Genomic DNA, 21,148 nt, shown 5'->3' with positions numbered 1-21,148 from the left:
ATTCCGATAGCTGGAAACGAGGCGGCACTCATGCGAATCCTGGTCGTAGAAGACGAACTGAAAGCAGGCGCCTACATCAAAAAGGGGCTTGAGGAAGCGGGCTATCTCGTTGACGTCGTGTCCGACGGCGCGGAAGGGCTGATACTCGCGAAGGAAGAGAACTACGACGTGATCGTGCTCGACGTCATGTTGCCCAGCATGGACGGCTGGACCGTCGTGCGGGAATTGCGCGCGACGAAAACAACGCCGGTCCTCTTCCTCACCGCGCGCGACGACGTCACCGACCGCGTGCGCGGACTCGAACTCGGCGCCGACGATTATCTGGTCAAGCCGTTCGCGTTCGTCGAGTTGCTCGCGAGAGTGCGGTCACTCGCGCGCCGCGGACCGCCGCGCGAAACCGATCTGATCACGGTGGGCGATCTGGAGATCGACGTGACGCGCCGCAAGGTGCGCCGCGCGGGCAAGCGCATCGACCTCACGCCGCGCGAATTCGCGCTGCTGCAATTGCTGGCGCGGCGGCACGGCGAAGTACTAAGCCGCACGCAGATCGCGTCATACGTCTGGGACATGAACTTCGACAGCGACACGAACGTCGTGGAAGTCGCGATCCGCCGACTGCGCGCGAAAATCGACGACGACTTCGAGGTCAAGCTGATCCAGACGGTGCGCGGCGTCGGCTACGTGATCAACGTGCCAGAGACGGACTGATGCGCTCCCGCTCGCTGACGACGACGCTCGCGCTCGCGTTCGCCGCCACCACGCTCGCCGTGTTCGCACTGGTCGGCAGTTTCGTGTACTACGGTCTGGAGCGCCAGGTGCGCGTACAGGACGATCTCGACATCGTGCTTGCGGCTCGGCACACGCGCAGGCTGCTCGATGAACTGCACGACTTCGCGGATATCTACACGTATCGTGAGCGGCTCGAAAGCCAGGTGCTGGGCAACGAGGCGCTGTCGATCAGGATCGTGGATCGCTCGGCCCGGCTCCTGCTCGAGCACAATCTCGATGCGGACATCGCACGCGTGCCACTGCCAACCGAGCGCGTGCCCGCGATGGACAAGATCACACCGAATTCGATCGCCGCCTTCACGACAAAGAATGGCGACCCAGTGCGAAGCCTCGCAGCCGACGCACAACTGAAGGACGGCTCGATTGCCACCGTTGTCATCACGCGCAACATGCGCGACCGGTGGCTGCTCCTCGATCACTACCGCGACCGCCTCTGGATGGTGGGGATCGCCGGCGTGCTGCTCACATTTGGCATTGGCTACGTCGTGGTGCGCAATGCGCTGAAGCCGCTGCGCGACATTGCGCGAAGTGCGGGCGCGGTGACCGTTGACCGGCTCGACACGCGCATCGCCGTGAAGCAGGTTCCGAGCGAATTGGAGCCGCTTGTGACGTCGCTGAATTCGATGTTTGCGGGCCTCGAGCGCAGCTTCCAGCGGCTTTCGCAATTCACGGCCGATCTCGCGCATGACATGCGCACGCCGCTCGCCAATATGCGTGGGGCAACCGAAGTTGCGCTCGCAAGGCCACGCTCAGGCGACGAATATCAAATGCTTCTCGCCTCGAACCTGGAGGAATGCGACCGTCTTTCCCGAATGATCGAGAACGTGTTGTTTCTCGCGCGCGCGCAGCATCCGCAATTCGCGCGCAATGCGCGCGAGTTCGATGTCGGCGAGGAGTTGCAGCACATCGCGGAATACTTCGAAGGACTCGCGGAGGAGGCCGGCGTGCATCTTTGTGTGCAGGGTTCCGGGCTTCTCAAAGCGGATGTCGAGCTGTTCAGGCGCGCGGTGAGCAACCTGCTTGCCAATGCCGTGCGTTACACCCCGCGCGACGCATCGATCACGCTCGGCGCGCATCCAACCTCGGATGCGCTGCTCGTGACCGTGGAAAACGAAGGGCCGCCGATCGATCCCGCGTTACTCGAGCGCATCTTCGATCGCTTCTATCGCGGCGATCCGTCACGTACGAGCGGTAGTACTTCGAGCGGATCGTCCGGGCTGGGGCTCGCCATCGTGAAGACGATCATGGAACTGCATGGCGGCAGCGTGCATGCGCAAAGCGATGCACGCTGCACGCGATTCGTTCTGACGTTCCCACTTCCCCGATGAATCGCCGTATCGCAAGATAACGATCTTGTAACGTAACGGTCAGCATCGCGCCAGCGTCCGCCGCCGAAAATAGACACAACGCCACTGAATCAATGAGCGGCGTTCTCTACTTTCGACAAGGTGACCTGACATGAAAAAGACTCTGTGCACTCTACTGGCGGCTGCGATTCTCGCGCCTTTCGCATCGTTCGCGCATGCTGCGGACGGACAACTCACCCGTGCACAAGTGCGCGCGGACCTGGTGCAAATGGAAGCAGCGGGCTATCGGCCGAGCACGCATGACGCCGACTATCCGAGTGCGATTCAATCGGCTGAAGCGAAGGTGCAGGCGATGAACGAGCGAAGCGTTGCGCAAGACAACGCAAGGAACGCCGCGCAGGTTGTGCATGCTGCGCAGTAACAGAATGCTGACGAGGGCGCTTGTGGGCCTGATGCTGTGTTCGCTCGCACAGGTCGTGCTCGCGCGCGATCATGGTCCCCGCTTCGCGTCATCGGGGAGGCAGGGTCACACATGCTCGCGCTCCGGTCAGTGAGAAATTCCCGCGAGCGTGACAGTGACTTGCAAGCCGTGCGGCGCCGCGTCTCCGAGTTCGACCTCCGCGCCGATGCGCGCAGCAATACTCCGCACGATCGACAGTCCGAGCCCCGACCCGTTCTGCACGTTACCGATCACGCGATAGAACGGGTCGAAGACGCGCTCGCGTTCTTCACGGGCGATGCCCGGTCCGCTATCGACGATGCGCACCACCGCCTGGTCATCGACCGCGCACACCGACAGATCAATGCGGCCGCCCTCGGGCGTATAGCGGATCGCGTTATCGACGAGATTCCTGAGCAGTATCCGTAGATCCACTTCGGGTACGCGCACCGTGACATCGTCCTTGCTCGTCACGCCCATATCGATGCGCTTCGCTTCTGCGAGCGGCATCGACTCTTCGAGGACATGGCGGAATACGTGCTGGATGGAGAGCGTGTGCGTCGGGCCGCTCGCCTGATCCTGCACGCGCGCGAGCGTCAGCAACTGCTCGATCAGCACGCGTGCTCTCGTGAGGCCACGTTTCAACGCCGCAAGCCGTTCGCGTGCCTGCGGCGGCATTTCTGTCGCTTCGAGCCGTTCTGCCTGCAGCGATAGTGCGGTAAGCGGCGAGCGCAACTCGTGAGCGGCATCGGCGACGAAGCGGCGTTGCAAAGCCACCGTTTGGCCGATGCGCCCGAGCAACCGGTTGATCGCCACCACGAACGGCACGATTTCGCTCGGAAGCCCGGCATCGGGCAGTTCCGACAGGTCGTGTTCCGTGCGATGGTCGAGGCTCGAAGAGAGCGCCGTGAGCGGCATGAACATGCGCCGCACGAGGAAGCCGAGCATGAAGATCAATACAGGCACGAGCATGACGAAGGGCATGATCGTCGCGAGTGCGCTGTTCCGCGCAATCTCGTCGCGCCCTGCAGTCTGCTGACCGACCACGACACGCGTATCAGCATCGAGCGTCTTGACGACGATGCGCCACGGCGTGCCCGCGACGTTCACGGTCTGAATACCGTCGGGGAGTGCCGCCGGGAGCGTGAGCGGCGCGCGCGTGGCGAGTGTTTGCACGATGAGCTTCGCTTCATGATCGGTGCCCGGCACGCTTGCGAGCGCCTCGTGCTCCATCGCGGCGAGACTGCGCGGCGTGACGAGTGCGGAGACTTGCGCCAGTTGACCGTCCTGCAGTTCGTTGGCTTCGCGAAACGCGGTTTCGAACGCGATCACGCCGGCCACCGCCGCAATGCCGGCGATGAGCAGCGAGAGCCACGCGGACAACCGGAAGCGAAGCGAACGCATCGATCAACTCACGCTTTCCCGCCGACGCGATCCATGACGGCCAGCAAGTCCCCGAGCGACTGCTTGCATGCCACGGCGTCCGGCTTGCTGGCGCGCAGGGCTTCGAGCGCGCGGTCGATCGCTTTGTCGACGACGTGCCAGTCGCTTGCCGAGCGCGGCTTGAGCGACGGCTCCGCCTCGTCCCACGAAGTCTCGAGATCCTTGATGCGCGTCTTCGCGCCCGGCAGGTCGTTCTTGTTCACGAGCGCGGCTGTCTCGACGACGATCATCCGAAACGGTGACAGGTCACCGAGTTTTGAAGCGTTCGCGGCCTGCGCGGACGCGATCGGCTGCATCGCAGGCGAAAGCGGCGCGATGGCGATCGCAAAAGCGAAAGCGAAAGCGAAAGCGAGGGACGTCCCGATGATTGTGCGTGCCTTCATTGTGTTGCTCCTTTGGCGTTGATGTTCAGACGATGCGCGAGCGGTCGATGCGCCCCTGCGCAATGCTCACGAAAGCGACGAGCGCGACGATGATCGCGAGAAAGACAATGCTGGTCGTGACGTTGCCGAAGCCGAGGCCGCCGTAGGAGCGCGCTTGCGACAGCAGGTCGCCGAGCGACGCGCCGAGGGGCCGCGTCAGGATGTAGGCGATCCAGAAGGTCAGCACGCGGTTCGCACCGATATAGGAAGCGAACGCCGTAATCGCGATCAGTGCACCGAACACGAAGACGCCGAGGCGGAAGCCGAGTCCGAGTGCCTCAGTCGCGAGATCACCCGCCGCGGTGCCGAGCGCGAACGTGACGAGGATCGCGGCCCAGTAGAAGAGCTCGCGGCGGCGCGTATCGATCGCGCGGATCGAAAGCGTGTGCTCCATGCGATACCAGACATAGAAGATCACGGCGAGCGCCACTGCGAAGACGGTCGTACTCGCGTAAAGACTTACGCCGAGGCCGTCGGTCAGCGCGTCGGTGATCTGCGTGCCCACGACGCTCACGAGCACAACAGTCAGCCAGTAAATCCACGGCACGTACTGGCGCGCCCTGAGTTGCAGGGCCAATGCGGCGGCGAGCAACGCCATCATGATCGCAGCGGTCATTGCGGTGCCGAGGCCGACGTGTACGGCGAGATAGTCGGCGCCGGTTTCGCCGACAGTCGTCGACATGATCTTGATGACCCAGAAAGCCGCTGTGACTTCTGGAACCTTGTTGATGGCCTGGGTGAGGTATGGAACGCGCGAACGGTTCATCGGCAGGTCTCCCGGAACGAATGGACTGGCGCGACCGATGTCGCGCGCTTCCGGGAACTATGCGGAGCAACACTTAGTGGCCCCTTAGGTACATCTACATTCCGCGCGTGTCATGCGCCGGCACACCAAAGAGCGCAAGCGACGCTCTAAATGATTCCGGGTGGGATCGTTCGGTTGACGAGCCGCAGATTGAGAACCTCTTCAGGGCCGCCAAGCCGCGCGTCACCGCTGAACCTGGAGACGCCCAATCGTCGTGACGCATCGCTGAAGCTGAGACTTTCCGCCACTCTGGCGAAAGATTCGCATCGATTCGATCTGGTTCATGGCTGCCATGGGTTCATGCGTTGCCGACAGCTTGAGCAGGCTCACGCGACGGCAAGTGGACATTCGAATTACGAGCTTGATATCCAGCGGTCGCTCATTGCCCGGATGACTTCGCGGCTTGCTGCCAGTCGCCGCCGAGCGACACCAGCAAGCCAACGGATGCGATGGCCCGGCGAGCATCGATCTGTTCTGCGGTCCGCTCGTTGTCGAGTGCGATGGTCTGCGCGGTCACCACGTCGAGATAGCTCACGGCGCCAGCCTGATAGCGGTTCGTGGTGAGCTTGAGCGAGAGTGCCGCTGCGTCCGAAGCGTGACGCTGACTCCGCGCCTCATCCGATAGCGCGCCAAGCGACGTCAGGTTGTCCTCGACTTGCTGAAACGACGTGAGCACGGTTTGCCGATAATCCGCCACGGAGCCGTCGTATTGGGCACGCGCGCTGGCGAGCATCGCATGATGGCGCCCGCCATCGAACAGCGTCCCCGCGAGTTGCGGACCGAGCGACCAGAAAAGGCTCGGCGCGGTAAGCCAGGGCGCGTAGAACGTGCTCTCCAATCCAGCACTGACGCCTAAAGTGAGGCTCGGAAAAAAGGCCGCTCTTGCCTCGCCGATTTGTGCGTTGGCAGCGAATACGCGACGTTCCGCCGCAGCGATGTCCGGGCGTCGTTCGAGCAACTGCGACGGCAATGCGCTCGGCACAGTGGGCAACTTTAGTTGTTGCACGTGCGTCGCGATCTTGAAGGTAGACGCCGGTTGGCCAACGAGCGTCGCGATCGCGTGCTCGAGCTGTGCGCGCTGCGACGCCGTCTCGGTTGCTTGAGTGCGCGTGCTTTCGAGTTGCGCCCGTGCCTGAGCGACGGCGGAGGCATCGATCGCACCATTCACAAGCTGCTGATTCAAGAGGCGCAACGCCGCGTCGTAAGCCACGACCGAATCGTCGAGCAGCTTCTTCTGCATGTCGAGCGAGCGCAGGTTGAAATAATCGACGGCGAGTTGGCTCGTGATCGAAAGCCGCACTGCTTCGACATCCGCCTGGGTTGCGTCGGCATTCGCTTGTGCGTTGACTGCCGCGTCATGGATGCGCCCGAACAGGTCGGGCTCCCAGGACGCTGAGACGCCAGCTGAATAGTCGGGCACGGTCTTGCCGGCGAGCGATTTGCCTTGCACGTTTTGCGACGTGCGTGCGCGGCTTTGCGAAAGTCCGGCCGTGACCGTGGGCCAGAACCCTGCCTGTTGGTAATCGAACATGGCTCGCGCCTGCTGCAATTGGGAGACCGCCTTCTTCAACGACTGGTTCGAGACATCGACCTGTGCTTCGAGTTCGTCGAGCTGCGGGTCCTGAAACAGCGTCCACCACGGACCACGCGGCGCCTGATCCGTTGGCGCGGCGATCGACCACCCCGGCGCTGATGAAAATTGAGCGGGAACGGCAACCTCCGGTCGCTGGTAGGGAGGTATCGTCGAACAGGCGGCGAGCGCGGCGCAGATCAGTGCCAGGCTTGCACGACGCATGAAGGAGGGTGCCTGCTTCATTGTCTCGACCTTCACGATGTGCCCGCCTGCTTGGCGATTCTGACCGGTTCGCCGCTTGTCATCGCGTCGCCCGGGTTGTCGATCACTCGTTCCGTCGCTTGCAGGCCGGTCAACACCTCGACGTGAGTGCCGAAATCCCGGCCGATTGCAACCGTCTTCAACTGGGTCCTGCTGTTTTGGTCCACGGTCGCAATGGTTACGCCGTTCGGGCGGAATAGAAGCGCACTGACAGGAAGATCGAGGGCCGGTCTGCTGTTCTCCAGCGCGAGATGCACTTGCGCATACGCGCCAGGAAGAAGCGCGCCGTCCCGGTTGTCGACGTCGACCTCCACTCGCAACGTGCGGCTCTCCGGGTCCATCGCGCCCGAGTTCCGCGCGACCTGCGCGGCGAACTGCCGCCCCGGATACTGCTGTACCGTGAGATACGCGCGCGTGCTCAAAGAGACATAGGGCGCGTCGCTTTGCGGTACGTCGATGAATACCCGCAACGTATCGCGTTGCGCGACATGAAAGAGCTCACCCGCCGATGCGCCAAGACCCGGAGCGCCGCCTGCCGTGACGAGCGCGCCGACATCGACGTTGCGTGCGGTTACAACACCGTCGAACGGTGCTACGACCTTCTCGTAAGAGACGAGTTCGGTCAGACGCCGGACATTGGCCTGCGCCGATTGCAACATGGCGCGTTTGGCGAGCATGTCGCCGGACTTCGTGTCGGCGTCCTGCTGCGAGACGGACTGCGTCTTCAGCATGTCTTGCCATCGCTGCGACGTGGCTTTGGCATAGTTGAAATTCGCTTGTGCGGTTGCTTCATCAGCGCGTGCCTGTTGAAGCTGCGCATCGAGTTCAGGCGTCTGTATGTCGGCGAGAACCTGTCCTTTGTTCACATGTGCGCCGATATCGGCGTACCAGTGCTGGATGTAGCCGCTCGTTCTCGCGAAAACCGCAGTATCGGAGAAAGCCGTGACCGCGCCCGGCAAGAGCAATTCCTGCGTGGCGGGCGCTTGTCGCGGCACGATCACCGAAACGATTTGCGCGGCCTGCACATTGGTTTGTGCGGCAAGCGCGTTCTGTGCTTCCATGCGAGGAACGATCCCCGCGGCAAGAAGCGCGGCAGCCACGCCAAGCAGGATGGCGGGAACGAGGAAACGACGGGCGCGAGGCCTGGGCGGACGAGCGTCTTGCTGATTCATGATCGATCTTGTAGGTGATAGGGTTCACTGAGTGCCGGCCGGCGAATCTGTCGGGACCGGACCGGCGGGCGTTCCGCGCGAAAGCTGCCGGCGCGCGAGCCACGCGTGCACCATCGCGAACATCACCGGTACGAAGAGCAACGTGGAGACCGTGCCGAGCGCCAGCCCACCGATCACCGCGCGGCCGAGCGGCGCGTTTTGCTCGCCGCCGTCGCCGAGGCCGAGCGCCATCGGCATCATGCCGATCAGCATCGCGAGCGCGGTCATCAGCACCGGGCGAAAGCGGGTGAACCCGGCTTCGAGCGCCGCGCGCAGCGGTTCCGTGCCTTCGTGCAACATCTCGCGTGCCGCGTTGATCACCAGGATGCTGTTGGCCGTCGCGATACCGATGCAGAGAATGGTGCCGGTAAGCGCGGGCACGCTCAGCGTGGTGCCCGTTGCGAAGAGCATCCAGGCGATGCCCGCAATCGATGCCGGCAGACCGCAAACGATGATGAGCGGATCGATCCAGGACTGGAAGTTGACGACCATGAGCAGATACACGAGCGCGATTGCGAACGCGAGGCCGAGGCCGAGACCGCTGAAGGATTGAGACATCGACTGCACCTGTCCGCGCATGACGATTGAAGAACCCGCGGGCAACTGCGGCTTGACCTGATCAATGAGCTTCGTGACATCGGAGGCGACGCCGCCCAGATCGCGCCCTTGCACCGACCCGTAGATGTCGAGCACGGGCTGTATGTTGTAGTGCGATACCACCGCCTGCTGCGACGCGCGATGCAGCGTCCCTAGCGAAGCGAGAATGCTTTGCGGCGCGCTCGACGCACTGCTTTTGTTCAGTGGAAGATTCGCAAGGGTCTGAAGCGAATGAATGTCGTATTGCGGCACTTCAGTCATCAGCGGATGACTCACGCCGTTTTTTGGATCGAGCCAGAAGTTCGGCGTGGTTTGCGAACTGCCCGACAGCGAAATCAGCAGGTCCTGCGCAACTTCCTTCTGCGTGAGGCCAGCCTGCATGGCCTTGGTGCGATCCACTTCGACGTTGATCGCTGGCGCGTCTCCGGGTTGCTGGATACGCACATCGACGAGTCCATGCACGGTCCGCAGCTTCGCAAGCAAGGCATTCGCCACCACGCGGTTCTGGGTGAGATTTTTGCCGACGATCTGAATATCGATCGGCGCGGGCTGGCCGAAGTTGAGGATCTGACTGACGATGTCCGCCGGCAGGAATGAAAAAGTCGTCCCGGGGAACGATGCGGTGAGCACGTTTCGCAGCTTCGCGACGTACGAAGCCGTCGGAGCGTGATGGCTCGTCAAGGCGATCATGATGTCCGCGTCTTCCGTGCCGATCGGTGCCGACGACGAGTACGTGAGATTGATGCCGCTCACCGGCACGCCGATGTTATCCAGTAACGATGCTTCCTCGGATCTGGGGATGACGGTGCGGATCTTGGATTCCACTTCGTCCGCGAGGCGCGCGGTTTCCTCGATGCGAGTCCCGGTCGGCGCGCGCATGTGCAGGCGAATCTCGCCCGTGTCGACGCTCGGGAAGAAATCGCGGCCCGTGAACGGCACGAGCGCCATCGAGCCAAGACAGAAGGCCACGAAGAGGACGATCACGATGCGCGGGTGATCGATGCCGCGAGCGAGCGTTGCCTTGTAACTTTCGCGCAATGCCTCGAAGCGGCGTTCGAACGCGGCTTGCCAGCGAACGAGAAAGGCAAAGCGCCCCTCTGGCTCTCCCTGCTTGCGCGCCTTGAGCAAATACATGGCGAGCGTTGGAATGAGCGTGCGCGAGAAGAAATACGATGCGCACATCGCGAAGACGACCGCCTCCGCCATCGGAACGAACAGGTATCGCGCGACGCCCGAGAGCAGGAACATAGGCGCGAACACGATGCAGATGGACAGCGTGGAGACGAACGTGGGTACTGCGATTTCACCCGAGCCGTTGAGAATGGCGTCGGTGAGCGGAGCGCCGTTCTCCAGATGATGCGTGATGTTCTCGATCGCGACCGTGGCATCGTCCACCAAAATGCCGACCGCGAGCGCGAGACCGCCGAGTGTCATGATGTTGATGGTTTCACCCAGCGCGGAGAGCGCGATGAGTGATGTGATCACCGAGAGCGGGATCGTCACCGCGATGATGACCGTAGCGCGCCAGCTCCCCAGGAACAGGAGAATCATCATCGCGGTGAGCGAGGCGGCGATCAGCGCTTCGCGCACGACGCCGAGGATCGATGACTTCACGAAGACCGACTGGTCCGCGAGTGGCGTGATCGTCAACGCCTTGGGCAATCCCGCGGAAATGCCGGGAAGCATCGACTTGATCTGCTGGATGATCGTGAGCGTGGAGGTGCTGCCGGTTTTCTCCACAGTCAGAAGCGCGGCTCGCTTGCCATCGCTGCGCACGATGTTCGTCTGCGGCGCATAGCCGTCGCGCACCTGCGCAACATCCCGCAAATACACGACGCCGCCCTTGATCGTTTTGATGGGAAGGTCGTTGAGGGCCGCGACGGAATTCGTGCTGCCGTTCATCTGAACGTTGTATTCACGCGCTCCGATCTTGGCGGTGCCGCCGGGCAGGATAAGGTTCTGTACGTTCACCGCGTTGACGACATCGCTCGGTGAAAGGTCTTTCGCCTGCAGTTTGCGGGGGTCGATATCGACCATGATCTGGCGGATTTTTCCGCCGTAAGGCAATGGAACCGCGGCGCCCTGGACCGTCGCCAGTTGCGTGCGCACGGAGCTGTTACCCAGGTCGTAAAGCGCCTGCTCGGGAAGCGTACTGCTGGACAGACCGAGTTGCAGGATGGGGACCGTCGACGCGTTGTAGGTGATGATGTTCGGCGGGAGGGTCCCCGGTGGCAGGATGCGGAGAATCGAAGCCGAGTTCGATGTGGCTTCGGCGACTGCCCGGTTGATGTCGGCGCCAGGATGGAAAAAGATCTTGATGACCGACACGCCGTTGAGCGATTGCGACTCGATGTGTTCGATGTTCTCCACGTCCGAGGTCAGGGCGCGCTCGTAGTTCGACGTGATGCGGTTCGCCATGTCTTCAGCGGAGAAGCCGCTGTACGACCAGACGATACTGACCACCGGAATGTTGATGTTCGGAAAGATATCGATCGGTGTGCGCAAGATGGCGAGCGGACCGATCATGAAGAGCAGCAACGCTAAAACAACGAACGTATACGGCCGGCGAAGGGCGAGTCTGACGATCCACACGGAATGTTGTCCTGATCACGGGGCGCTGTTTCGGTGCGCCGGGCTGCGGGAGAGGCTTGACGGAACGAAGTGTCGCCTCCCGCGCCTTACCCGGTTCTGACCGGAAAATGACGATCTTGTAATCCGCGCAGGCAAGGGTCCGAGGAAACCGGCTATGTCATGGATGCCATAGGCGATGGCGCCGAGTAGCTGATTCCCAGCGGCGCAGGAAGGAAGCTATGACCGTATCGTGCTCGATGTGATGTTGCCCGCGATGCACGGCTAAACCGTTGTGCGCAATTTATGCGCGGGGACACTTAGGGGCCGCTTAGGAACGTCTGCATGACAACGTGTCATGTCGTGAGCGACATCGACTTGGCCGAAGTTATCGGTTTTGTAATCGCTGCGTTAGTGTCGCGCAATGAGTCGCAACGCAAAATGAACCTGCCTGATCGTCATCGAAGGACGAGATGGATCGAGGCTTCACTTATTTAAGTCGGAGCCGGTCTATACCTAACCAAAGAGATCCACATCATGAAATGGTTCGCTTGCGTCATCACTGCTGCAGTTGTCATTGCGTCGCCCCTGACGACCTTTGCGCAAAGTACAAACCAGCCGGTCACTCGCGCACAGGTCAAAGCCGAACTCGTTCAACTGGAAAACGCGGGCTATCGGCCGAGCATGAACGACTTGTACTATCCGGCGAAGATCCAGGCCGCCGAAGCCGCGGTTCAGAAGATGAATCCCGCTTCCCGTTCCTATGGCGGAGCGGCGGATACCACGGACTCGGGTTCTAAACCAGCGCAGATCGGAACCGTCGCGCACTCCATCTACTACGGTCATTGAGGAACGCAGGCTTTTTGATCATGCTAAGCCGCCCATAAGGATGGGGAACCTATGCTTGTACCAGGCGGCTGCAATTTCGTTTGCCGCACTCACATGGAGAACGAGCATGTCCCGTCAATCCACGGCTCGCGTTACGTTTATTCTCAATAGTGTCATCGGCTTGATCGTCATGGCGGAAGCGGTCTGTTTCTATCCGGGTGGCCCGAATGTCGCCGAGTGGGCTTCTGCGTTACCGTTGAAGAATGGCTTCGCATCGACTTTCAACGTCGACTTTGCGCCGTTGTCTCGTGAGCAGCGGGCCGTCCTGTCGGAGGGTTTTGACTGGCAGCGGTCCTAGGCGAATCAGATCGAGCGACGAAATGTTGAGAACGTCCGCGTCAAGGCAGGCAGCGGCTGTTTGAGGTCATCTAAGGATGGCCTAAGCCTTTTGCCAAAGGATGGTGGTTTTCACACAGCCAAGGTGCCTTATGACGATCACTGCTGAGATCAATGGCGGCTTGCTCGAACCCATCGAAATAGAGTTGTTGCCTCCGATGGGCGCGGAACCGGCCTGTGTCGCTACCTACTTGCCGCAGCCGAATCCGCCATCGTCACATCGGCTCTGGAATCATCGGCCTGATGGAAGCCGCTACGCAGTGGACCAGCAACTCGTGGCTTTGTCGGCGCTCGTTGACGATTGCATTCTGATGTCGGGAGTTGACGGGGCCGCGCTTCTCGAACTCGCCGCGACCTTTGAACAGTGCGCGGCGCGAATTCGGTTGGCGTCCGTGCGTTGAACGCTTCGGGCACCGAGAGAAGCAGCGAGATAGCGTGCTTCACGCGAGTTTCGGCCCCTTTATCGTGCTGTGGGCCTCGGCTGCGTGGAGGTCTGTGCGGACTGCCCGACCCAGCGATTCAACGCGATCGTGCCCAGCAACGTCGCCACGTAGACAATGATCTGGATGCCGGCCGGACGCGCCGTATAGCCGATCAGCGTATGCAGCATCTTCCCGACGATACTGGTTTCATCGAGCAGCCACGAGGTGTCCCAGACCTGCTCGCCCAACGCCGGCACGAGTCCGGCCGACAGCAGATAACCGGCACACTGGCTCGCCATCCCGGCGGAAAGCAGCATGATCAGCCAGTTCGTCACGCTGAAAAGGCGCTTGACGGGAATCTGCAACAGGCCGAAATACATGCAGGCGCCGAGCCCGACGCCGCCCAGCACACCGATTGCGCCGCCGAGCGCCATCTGCGAGGTCTGTCCCGGATCGCCCGCGGCGATGCCGTAGAGAAACAGCACGGTCTCCGAGCCTTCCCGCAACACGGCGACGGCTACGACAATGGCGAGTCCCGTCAACGGCTTGGCACCGCTCGCGACCGCTTTTCCCACCGCGCTCAACTGCTGCGCCATTTCCCGCCCGTGCTTGCTCATCCAGACGCTGTGCCAGGTGAGCATCGCGACGGCGAGGAACATGATGGCCGCGTTGAACATCTCCTGCCCCATGCCCGCCGCGAGCGAGCCGATCGTTTCAGCGAATACGGCGACGAGCGCGGCGCCGACGATGCCCGCAATCAATCCGCACGACACCCAGAAGCCGCGTCGCGCGACGCCCTTTGTAGCGGCCATCACGATGGAAATGACGAGCGCGGCTTCGAGCACTTCGCGAAACACGATGATGGCGGTCGACAGCATGCAAAAGCTCCAGAATGGTTAAAAACGGGTTGTCGATAAGAATAGGATTGGTTCTCAATAACTACCAGGATTTTTTGGATTGCGGGAAATCGGCGTCAGCGTACGTGTCGCCGATGACGGCCCGGGCCATCGCTCACGAGGTGCGCGAGGCGGCGCTGAGACGCTTTCATCGCGGAGAGGCGAGCCGTCACACTTCGGGCAACGGACTGGGCTTCAGTCTCATCGGCGCCGTCGCCGGGATGCACCACATGGCGGTGCGCTTCGACGATGTCGAACGCGGATGCAATACCGCGCGGTCGAGAGACAGCAGCACCTTTCTTGATCAGCGATCCGTAAATCCACCGTAACTGGCGCGAAAGCACCGGCAATATCCACGTAATACTCACGACTCGCAGCCGCTCCAGACTGATCGTCCGTACAACACGCATAGTCTGGAGATCGATAGTGAACGTTCGCCTGAAGGCTGGAATCGTCGCGACGCTTGGCGCCTCGCTCGCGCTCGCAGCATGCGGAGGGTCCGACGACAACTCGCCGACCAACGCAATCGCGGGCGCGCAACACGTCCTCCTCGTCAGCATCGACGGCCTGCATCAACAGGATCTCGCCAATTGCATCGCCGCGAAGACGTGTCCGAGCATCGCGACACTGGCGAACAACGGCGTCACGTATTCGAACGCGTTCACGCCGGGCCTGTCGGATTCGTTTCCCGGACTGGCCGCGCTTGTGACGGGCGGTTCGCCCAAGTCTGCGGGGCTTTTCTACGACGTCTCCTACGACCGCACGCTGTACGCACCTAGCGATACGCAATGCACAGGCACGCAGGGTTGGAACGTCGTGTTTGACGAAACCACGGGCATCGACGCGATGAATGGCGGCGACCTCACGCATCTCGACGGCGGAGGCGCTTTTAATCCGCAGGCAATCCCCAATGCAAAAGTGAACGGCGCCTGCACGCCGGTGTATCCGCATAACTATCTGAAGACGAATACAGTGTTCGAGGTCGTCAAGCAGCAGATGGCGACCGCGCGCACCGCGTGGGCCGACAAGCACGCGTGGGGCTATGACTGGGTCAACGGTCCGTCGGGCAAGGGCGTCGATGATCTCGCGCGCACCGAGATCAACTCCACCGATGCCGCGACCGGCACCGACTACACCGACGTCTACACCCACACGGAAACCTTCGACAACTTCCACGTGCAGGCGATCATCAATCAGATCGACGGAAACGATTCGACCGGCAAAGCGAGCGTCGGCGTACCGACCGTGTTCGGGACCAATTTCCAGACGCTGAGCGTGGCGCAAAAGGCGCCCAACGCCAAAGGAGGCGGGTACACGGACGCGCAGTTCACGCCCGGCCCGCAGGTCGCCGCAGCCATCGCCTACGCCGACGGCGCGATCGGCAAGATGGTGGCCGAACTGAAGGCGAAGAACCTGTTTTCGTCGACGGTCGTGATCGTGACGTCCAAGCACGGCCAGTCGCCGTCCGATCACACGAAGCTCGTCAAGAACGGCGACACGCTGTCGGCGCTCCTGCAGGCGAACAACTATCTGAACGCGCAAGGCAACTTCGGACAGGCGGCCACGAAGACCGGCAAGCTCAACGACGGAACCGGACTGTCCGGCACAGGTGTCGTGCAGGATGACGACGTCGGCCTCATCTGGCTGCGCGATCAATCGCAGACGGCCAGTGCGGTCGCGACCTTGCAAGCCAACCTCGCGTGCAGCGCGACGGGCATCTGCGCGGACGGGCCGCAGGCGTCGATTCTTTCAGGCGCGGCGCTCGCCGCGAAGTTCGGCGACCCGGCACAGGGCCGCGCACCCGACATCATCGTGCAGCCGAACCCGGGCGTTATCTATACGAGCAGCAAGTCGAAGGACGCGGAGCACGGCGGCAATGCGCCGGACGACAGCCATCTCGGCCTGCTCGTGGCCTTCCCGGGACTGCAGGCCGCGACGAATGCGACGACGGTCAGCACCACGCAGGTCGCACCGACGATTCTCAAGTCGCTGAAGCTGGATCCGGCGTTGTTGCAGTCGGTGGCGGCTGAGGGTACGCAGGTGCTGCCGGGGCTGGGGTTTTAGTCTTTCGAACGCCGGCCATTATGAGTGACGCGAATCGATTCACGACGCTTGCGTCGATTCGCGTTATTTGCATGTCCACGTATGGGATTCGCTGGAACGCTGCTGAGGGACGTTCGATTATTGCTGCGTGCGCCGCCCGGTCGCCGTGCGCTCGTCCACGTTCTTCTGCGTGGGCAACGATTCGACTGTCTGCCAGAGCACGATCGCGATCGTGCCCCAGGCGAGTTCGCGCATGCGCCGCACGAGAGCGAGCGACAGCGCGGCGTCGCGATCGATGCCGAATGCGCCCGCCAGCGCGACCATGGTGACCTCCTGCACGCCGATGCCCGCCGGCGCGATGAACACGGCCTGGCGCACGGCCTGCGTGAGCGCCTCGATGGCGATCGACGCACCGATGCCGGCAGGATGCCCGAGCAGCGCGAGCGCGAAGTAGATTTCCGCCGAGCCCAGCAGGTAGCCGGCCAATTGCCACGCGAAAGCAGCTGCAAGCAAACGCGGCTGGCCGAGCAGCGCGCGGATCCGTGCATCGAGCGCGCGGCCGTCGATGCGCGGCACGAACCGTTTCGCGATTCGCCCGAGCCTCTGAAAGATTCCGCCGCGGCGCAACAGCGCGAACAATACGACGGGCAGCGGTAGCGAGAGCAATAGCGCGATGCCGACCGCGCGCGCCACGTCCGCGTTCGCGCTATCAAGAAAGAGGAGCACTAACCCGAGCATCGCGAGCGCGTATTGCACTGCGATCGTCACCAGCACCTCGACAACCACCGACGCGCTCACATAACCCGTATCGCGCAGATAGCGCCCCGCGAGCCGAATACCAACCAGTTCTCCGCCTATGCCTAACACCGGTAACAGGCGGCTCACGGCCTCACGCACGGCGGCGATCCACCACAGCGTGCAGAGCGCGATGCGGCGGGCGAGCAGCAGATGCCAGGCGCGCGCGTCGAGCAGGAGCGGCAGCGCGTGCAGCGGAACGAGCCACAGCAGCAGCGGACCGGCGCGCTCGACCAGACGCCACGCATCGCCGATGCCGTTGTGCAGCACGACGTACGCGAGCAGCGCGATCGTCGCGGGCCAGCGCAGGATGTAGAGGCGTCGCATCACGCCGACATCCGCGCTTCGCCCCGTGCGGCCTGCCCGAAGACCGCGGCGAAGCCGCCCAGCATCGCGCCGCTCGACGCGAGCGCGGCCGCCACCGCGGGCGAGCGCAGCGCGGCGAGTTCGTCGGCGTGCCGGTAGCCGTGCATCGCCGGCGTGATCGAACCCGTGCCCACGCTCGCGGGATGGCAGTAGATCTCCAGCACGCCGCGCGGCGGGCGGCGGAGCACGTCGAGGAACGCGGCTTCGTCCATCCTGCCGGTCAGCGCGAGACCGGCGACGTAATCGTTGCGATCGATGCCAGCGCGGTCGATGCGCCCCTTCGCGAGCGCGATCCACGGGCGCAGCATGATCGAGCCGTGCATCTCGTTCGGCAGCCTCATCGCGCGCAGGCCAAAGTCGAGTCCGATGTCGAGAATCAGCGCGAGCACCGTCGGGTGCAGATGAAAATGCTTGTGCGTGTTGACGTGATCGAGCGCGAGTCCGCTCGCGGCGTAAGCCTCGAACTGCGCGCGGATTTCGGCGGCGGCTTGCGCACGCACGTGCGGCAGGCAGAAGAAGCGCAGGCCTTCGAACGTCATCGAGGATGTGAAGCGGCCCTCGCGGTCGACGAGATCGGGGATCGCGGAATGCGGCAGCACCGAGTAGCCGTCGGCGAGAACCAGATGGAGCCCGACGGCGAGCGTCGGCAACTCGCGCGCGCAAGCGATCGCGCCCGGCGCCGCGGGCGCGCCTACCATCAGACTCGCCGCGCTGAGCACGCCGTCGCAATGCGCGAGCACCACGGCTTCGTTCACGCGCGCGTGCAGGCCGAAGTCGTCGGCGGTGACGATCACGCCGCGCATGCTCAAGCCTCGTGCGTACGCAGAAAGCGAAAGAATTCGACGCCTTCGCGCAGCCGCCGCCTGGTCATCTCCCAGCTCACGAGCATCTCGCGCACGATCTCCCAGATTTTCGACGGCCTGAAATAGAAGCGCTTGTAAAAGGTTTCGAGCTGGTGATAGATCTCCTCGCGCGAAAGATGCGGGTAGCCGATCGCCGCCAGTTGCACGCCTTCCTTGCTGACGAGATGAATCACCTTGTTCTCTTCCAGCCAGCCGTTTTCGACCGCCTGTTGGTAGAGCGTGGTTCCGGGATAGGGCGCTGCGAGCGACACCTGGATCGTGTGCGGATTGATCTCCTTCGCGTACTCGATGGTCTTCTCGATCGTCTCCTTCGTCTCACCGGGCAAGCCGAGGATGAACGTACCGTGAATCTTGATGCCGAGCTGGCGGCAATCGTCGCTGAAACGGCGCGCGATGTCGGTGCGAAGGCCCTTCTTGATGTTGATGAGAATCTGGTCGTCGCCCGATTCGTAGCCGACGAGCAGGAGCCGCAGGCCGTTGTCCTTCATGATCTTCAGCGTCGAATACGGGACGTTCGCCTTCGCGTTGCACGACCACGTCACGCCGAGTTCGCCCAGGCCGCGCGCGATCGCCTCCACGCGCGGACGGAAGTCGGTGAAGGTGTCGTCGTCGAACATGACCTCCTTCACGTCGGGCAGGTTGTCGCGAATCCACTTTACTTCGGCGAGCACGTTCGCAACCGACCTCACGCGATAGCGATGCCCGCCGACCGTCTGCGGCCACAGGCAGAACGTGCAGCGCGAGCGGCAGCCGCGTCCGGTGTAAATCGACACGTACGGATGCTTCAGATAGCCAATGAAGTAGTTGCCGATCTTGAGATCGCGCTTGTAGACGGGCGCGACGAACGGCAGCGCGTCCATGTCTTCGAGGATCGGGCGCGCCTCGTTGTGTTCGATCGACCCGTCCGGCAGGCGATAGCTGAGTCCGCGAATCTCGCTGAACGGCTTGCCCTCGGCGATCTCCTTGCAGGTGAAGTCGAATTCCTCGCGGCAGACGAAATCGAGCGCGTCGGAGGCGGCAAGCGAATTGTGCGGATCGACTGCCACCTTCGCACCGACCATGCCGACCCGCACGGCGGGATTCAACGCCTTCAGCCGCCCGGCGAAGTGTGCGTCGGACGGAAACGACGGCGTGCTCGTATGAATGATGACGAGCTCGTATTGCGCGGCGATCGCGAGCGTTTCCTCGGCATGAAGGCCGTCGGCGGGTGCGTCGAGCACGCGGCTGCCGGGCACGAGCGCGGCGGGCTGCGCAAGCCAGGTCGGATACCAGAACGAGCGGATCTCGCGCTTCGCCTGATAGCGCGAGCCGGCGCCGCCGTCGAAGCCGTCGAACGACGGGACCTGCAGGAACAGCGTCTTCATGACGAGACCCTCATTCATGATGGATCGGATTCAGCTTCGGAGAGATCAACGGCTTCGCGGATGGCGCGCGCGCCATCGACCGGCACGCTCACGCCGCGCCACGACACGGTGCTGCCGAACGCGGCTGCGATCCATTGCAGCCAGAGCAGCGCGTCGCGCAAAGGGACGAGCGGCAGGTCACGCCAGAAGCTGCGCCAGTCGCGCGCGCTGCGCCTGTGCAGCAGTAGCCGCGCGCTCAGGCCGAGCGACGTGCTCAGGTCCACGATGGTATCGACATACGAATGCTCGATGTTGCCGCCGCTTGCATCGATGCCGAAACCGAGCAGGCCGCTCGCAATCAGCCACGGCGACGTGAACGTGATGAACAGAAACGCGAAGCCCAGCGGATTCACCGAGCGGATCGTGCGCAGCCACCGCGTCTCGCGGCGCCATAGCGAGAGAAAGCCACGGTCGGCGACGTCGGTGGTGACAACGACGTCGGAGAGCACCGTCGCGAGGCCGAGCGCGCGCACGCGTTCGGCGAGGCGATAGTCGTCGGCGAGGCAGTCGGAGAGCGCCTCGAAGCCGCCGGTCGCCGCGAGCGTCCTGCGCGTGAGCGCGAGCGTCGCGCCGAAGCCGAAACAGCGCGAACCTGCCGCGTGCGCGATATGCACGGAGGGCGCGAACCATTCGTCGATGAAGAGCGCGCCGAGACGCGCCCAAAAGCCGCCGAGCGCGCGTGCGCGATAGAGGCACGTCACGATCCCGACGCCAGGCTCGGCGAGGGCTGCCGTCACGCGTGCGACATAGCAGGGGTCGACGGCGATGTCGCTATCGGCGATCACGAGCACGTCGTGCCGCGCACGCCGCGCGAGATTGATCAGATTGCCGACCTTGCGATTGCTGCCGTGACGCGTGCCGTCGATCACGAGTTCGATGTCGAGATGCGGGTAGATGCATCGCAAGCGCTCGACGACCTTCACCGCAGGATCGCTCGCCGACGACACGCCGAACAGAAGTTGATACGACGGATGCGTTTGTATGCAGAAGGTTTCGAGGTTCTGCATGAGCCGCGGCTCCGCACCGCAGAGTGGTTTGAGCACCGTGACCGGCACGTTGCGCGCGTCGTCTCGATCGCCTGCGCCGCGCAGTCCCGAACGCACGAGCGCCGCAGCGGCTGCGTGGCACGTCGCGACACAGCAGAGCGCGATCAGGATCCACTCGGCGAGGGGCAGCGACGGCGCCGTCACGAGGGTTCGCGCATCGCCGGATGCGTCGTCGCTTGCTTACGATTTAACGATCGGCTGGCTGTCGGAATGCTGTCGGGCACGGCGCCTCCTTCGCTTGGGCGATTGGGTAATCGTCATGCGTATGCAAGGCGGAGTGCTCCGCGCTGCGAACTCGAAGGCTGCATCAGAGTTGCTTAAGAGATGCTTAAGCAGTGGCGTCGCGCCCGTACGCGCTACGCGTTGGCTGCTCGGGTTACTGCAATATCGCCTCCCGTGTGCCTCAACATTCCCGCCGCCAGACCGTACGACGCCGAAGAAGAATCCAGCAAACAAGGCTAGGAGCTTCACGATTGAGGTTGTAATTCGTCAGCGCAATGACCACCGGTTGTTGGGGTAAATACCGAGCAAACTATTAATTAACCGTCCGGACGGTTTGTTTATAATCGGTCCACCGCAGCGCACCAAGGAAAATCGGATGTACACCCAATCCCTCGATATCCCCGGCAACGTCCAGCCGATCGGCGCATCGGCCGATGTGAACGCCTCTCCCGA

20 protein-coding genes are annotated in these 21,148 nt (G+C 62.8%); 8 read left to right on the top strand and 12 right to left on the bottom strand.

All coding sequences use genetic code 11. From position 1 onward, the window contains the following. The first annotated feature begins 30 nt into the window (after positions 1-30). From AWB65_RS18710 to AWB65_RS18700, 3 genes are all read left to right on the top strand, one after another. On the top strand, positions 31-708 hold the full coding sequence (locus AWB65_RS18710) for a heavy metal response regulator transcription factor (protein ID WP_087668553.1): 678 nt from the start codon (positions 31-33) through the stop codon (positions 706-708). Further along, positions 708-2,117, top strand: coding sequence for a heavy metal sensor histidine kinase (locus AWB65_RS18705; RefSeq protein WP_087668552.1), 1,410 nt, complete (start codon positions 708-710; stop codon positions 2,115-2,117). The genes AWB65_RS18710 and AWB65_RS18705 overlap by 1 nt, the downstream gene beginning before the upstream one ends. A gap of 130 nt (positions 2,118-2,247) precedes the next feature. Next, on the top strand, positions 2,248-2,517 hold the full coding sequence (locus tag AWB65_RS18700; RefSeq protein ID WP_087668551.1) for a DUF4148 domain-containing protein: 270 nt from the start codon (positions 2,248-2,250) through the stop codon (positions 2,515-2,517). A gap of 126 nt (positions 2,518-2,643) precedes the next feature. Here AWB65_RS18700 and AWB65_RS18695 read toward each other — a convergent pair whose 3' ends face one another. The 6 genes from AWB65_RS18695 to AWB65_RS18670 all read right to left on the bottom strand — a co-directional run bounded on the left by AWB65_RS18695 (position 2,644) and on the right by AWB65_RS18670 (position 11,439). Continuing rightward, positions 2,644-3,939 (bottom strand): ATP-binding protein, encoded by a 1,296-nt coding sequence (locus tag AWB65_RS18695; protein WP_087668550.1) that lies wholly within the window; start codon positions 3,937-3,939, stop codon positions 2,644-2,646. Between the two features lie 8 nt (positions 3,940-3,947). After that, positions 3,948-4,361, bottom strand: a complete 414-nt coding sequence (locus AWB65_RS18690; protein WP_087668549.1) for a histidine kinase — start codon at positions 4,359-4,361, stop codon at positions 3,948-3,950. 25 nt (positions 4,362-4,386) lie between these two features. After that, complete coding sequence (locus AWB65_RS18685; RefSeq protein WP_087668548.1) at positions 4,387-5,166, bottom strand: COG4705 family protein; 780 nt, start codon at positions 5,164-5,166, stop codon at positions 4,387-4,389. Between the two features lie 418 nt (positions 5,167-5,584). After that, a complete protein-coding gene (locus AWB65_RS18680) occupies positions 5,585-7,021 on the bottom strand; it encodes an efflux transporter outer membrane subunit (RefSeq protein WP_087668619.1) in 1,437 nt (478 codons plus the stop codon). An 11-nt stretch (positions 7,022-7,032) separates the two neighbouring features. Continuing rightward, positions 7,033-8,211 (bottom strand): efflux RND transporter periplasmic adaptor subunit, encoded by a 1,179-nt coding sequence (locus AWB65_RS18675; protein ID WP_087668547.1) that lies wholly within the window; start codon positions 8,209-8,211, stop codon positions 7,033-7,035. A 24-nt stretch (positions 8,212-8,235) separates the two neighbouring features. Beyond that, positions 8,236-11,439: an efflux RND transporter permease subunit gene (locus AWB65_RS18670; protein WP_087668546.1), complete on the bottom strand. Its 3,204-nt coding sequence runs from the start codon at positions 11,437-11,439 to the stop codon at positions 8,236-8,238. 513 nt (positions 11,440-11,952) lie between these two features. Here AWB65_RS18670 and AWB65_RS18665 point away from each other — a divergent pair. From AWB65_RS18665 to AWB65_RS18655, 3 genes are all read left to right on the top strand, one after another. Beyond that, positions 11,953-12,264 carry a DUF4148 domain-containing protein gene (locus AWB65_RS18665; protein WP_087668545.1) on the top strand — a complete coding sequence of 104 codons (312 nt, stop codon included), beginning with the start codon at positions 11,953-11,955 and terminating at the stop codon, positions 12,262-12,264. 106 nt (positions 12,265-12,370) lie between these two features. After that, positions 12,371-12,601: a hypothetical protein gene (locus AWB65_RS18660; protein ID WP_087668544.1), complete on the top strand. Its 231-nt coding sequence runs from the start codon at positions 12,371-12,373 to the stop codon at positions 12,599-12,601. 130 nt (positions 12,602-12,731) lie between these two features. After that, positions 12,732-13,040: a hypothetical protein gene (locus AWB65_RS18655; RefSeq protein ID WP_087668543.1), complete on the top strand. Its 309-nt coding sequence runs from the start codon at positions 12,732-12,734 to the stop codon at positions 13,038-13,040. A 59-nt stretch (positions 13,041-13,099) separates the two neighbouring features. Here the strand turns inward: AWB65_RS18655 and AWB65_RS18650 are convergent, their stop codons facing one another. After that, positions 13,100-13,939, bottom strand: coding sequence for an FTR1 family iron permease (locus AWB65_RS18650; protein WP_087668542.1), 840 nt, complete (start codon positions 13,937-13,939; stop codon positions 13,100-13,102). Positions 13,940-13,986: 47 nt separating this feature from the next. Here AWB65_RS18650 and AWB65_RS18645 point away from each other — a divergent pair, with 47 nt between their 5' ends. Beyond that, complete coding sequence (locus AWB65_RS18645; protein WP_125474153.1) at positions 13,987-14,286, top strand: ATP-binding protein; 300 nt, start codon at positions 13,987-13,989, stop codon at positions 14,284-14,286. Positions 14,287-14,383: 97 nt separating this feature from the next. Next, positions 14,384-16,021 (top strand): alkaline phosphatase family protein, encoded by a 1,638-nt coding sequence (locus AWB65_RS18640; RefSeq protein ID WP_235007672.1) that lies wholly within the window; start codon positions 14,384-14,386, stop codon positions 16,019-16,021. A 117-nt stretch (positions 16,022-16,138) separates the two neighbouring features. Here the strand turns inward: AWB65_RS18640 and AWB65_RS18635 are convergent, their stop codons facing one another. The 5 genes from AWB65_RS18635 to AWB65_RS36985 all read right to left on the bottom strand — a co-directional run. After that, positions 16,139-17,122, bottom strand: coding sequence for a lysylphosphatidylglycerol synthase domain-containing protein (locus tag AWB65_RS18635; protein WP_087668539.1), 984 nt, complete (start codon positions 17,120-17,122; stop codon positions 16,139-16,141). Continuing rightward, entirely contained in the window at positions 17,122-17,964 is an 843-nt protein-coding gene (gene hpnK / locus AWB65_RS18630) for a hopanoid biosynthesis-associated protein HpnK (RefSeq protein WP_087668538.1), read from the bottom strand. Before hpnK ends, AWB65_RS18635 begins: the two co-directional genes overlap by 1 nt. A gap of 2 nt (positions 17,965-17,966) precedes the next feature. Then, positions 17,967-19,388 (bottom strand): hopanoid biosynthesis associated radical SAM protein HpnJ, encoded by a 1,422-nt coding sequence (gene hpnJ / locus AWB65_RS18625; RefSeq protein ID WP_087668618.1) that lies wholly within the window; start codon positions 19,386-19,388, stop codon positions 17,967-17,969. A gap of 14 nt (positions 19,389-19,402) precedes the next feature. Then, the gene (gene hpnI, locus AWB65_RS18620) at positions 19,403-20,617 is read right to left on the bottom strand and encodes a bacteriohopanetetrol glucosamine biosynthesis glycosyltransferase HpnI (protein WP_087668537.1); all 1,215 of its coding nucleotides are present in this window, start codon (positions 20,615-20,617) and stop codon (positions 19,403-19,405) included. Positions 20,618-20,962: 345 nt separating this feature from the next. After that, a partial coding sequence (locus AWB65_RS36985; RefSeq protein WP_235007671.1) for a hypothetical protein occupies positions 20,963-21,148 on the bottom strand: 186 nt, incomplete at its 5' end.

The organism is Caballeronia humi (assembly GCF_001544475.1).
Classification (GTDB): Bacteria; Pseudomonadota; Gammaproteobacteria; order Burkholderiales; family Burkholderiaceae; genus Caballeronia; species Caballeronia humi.
Note: the sequence above shows the minus strand (reverse complement) of the source record. Positions and strands in the feature narration are given on the sequence as shown.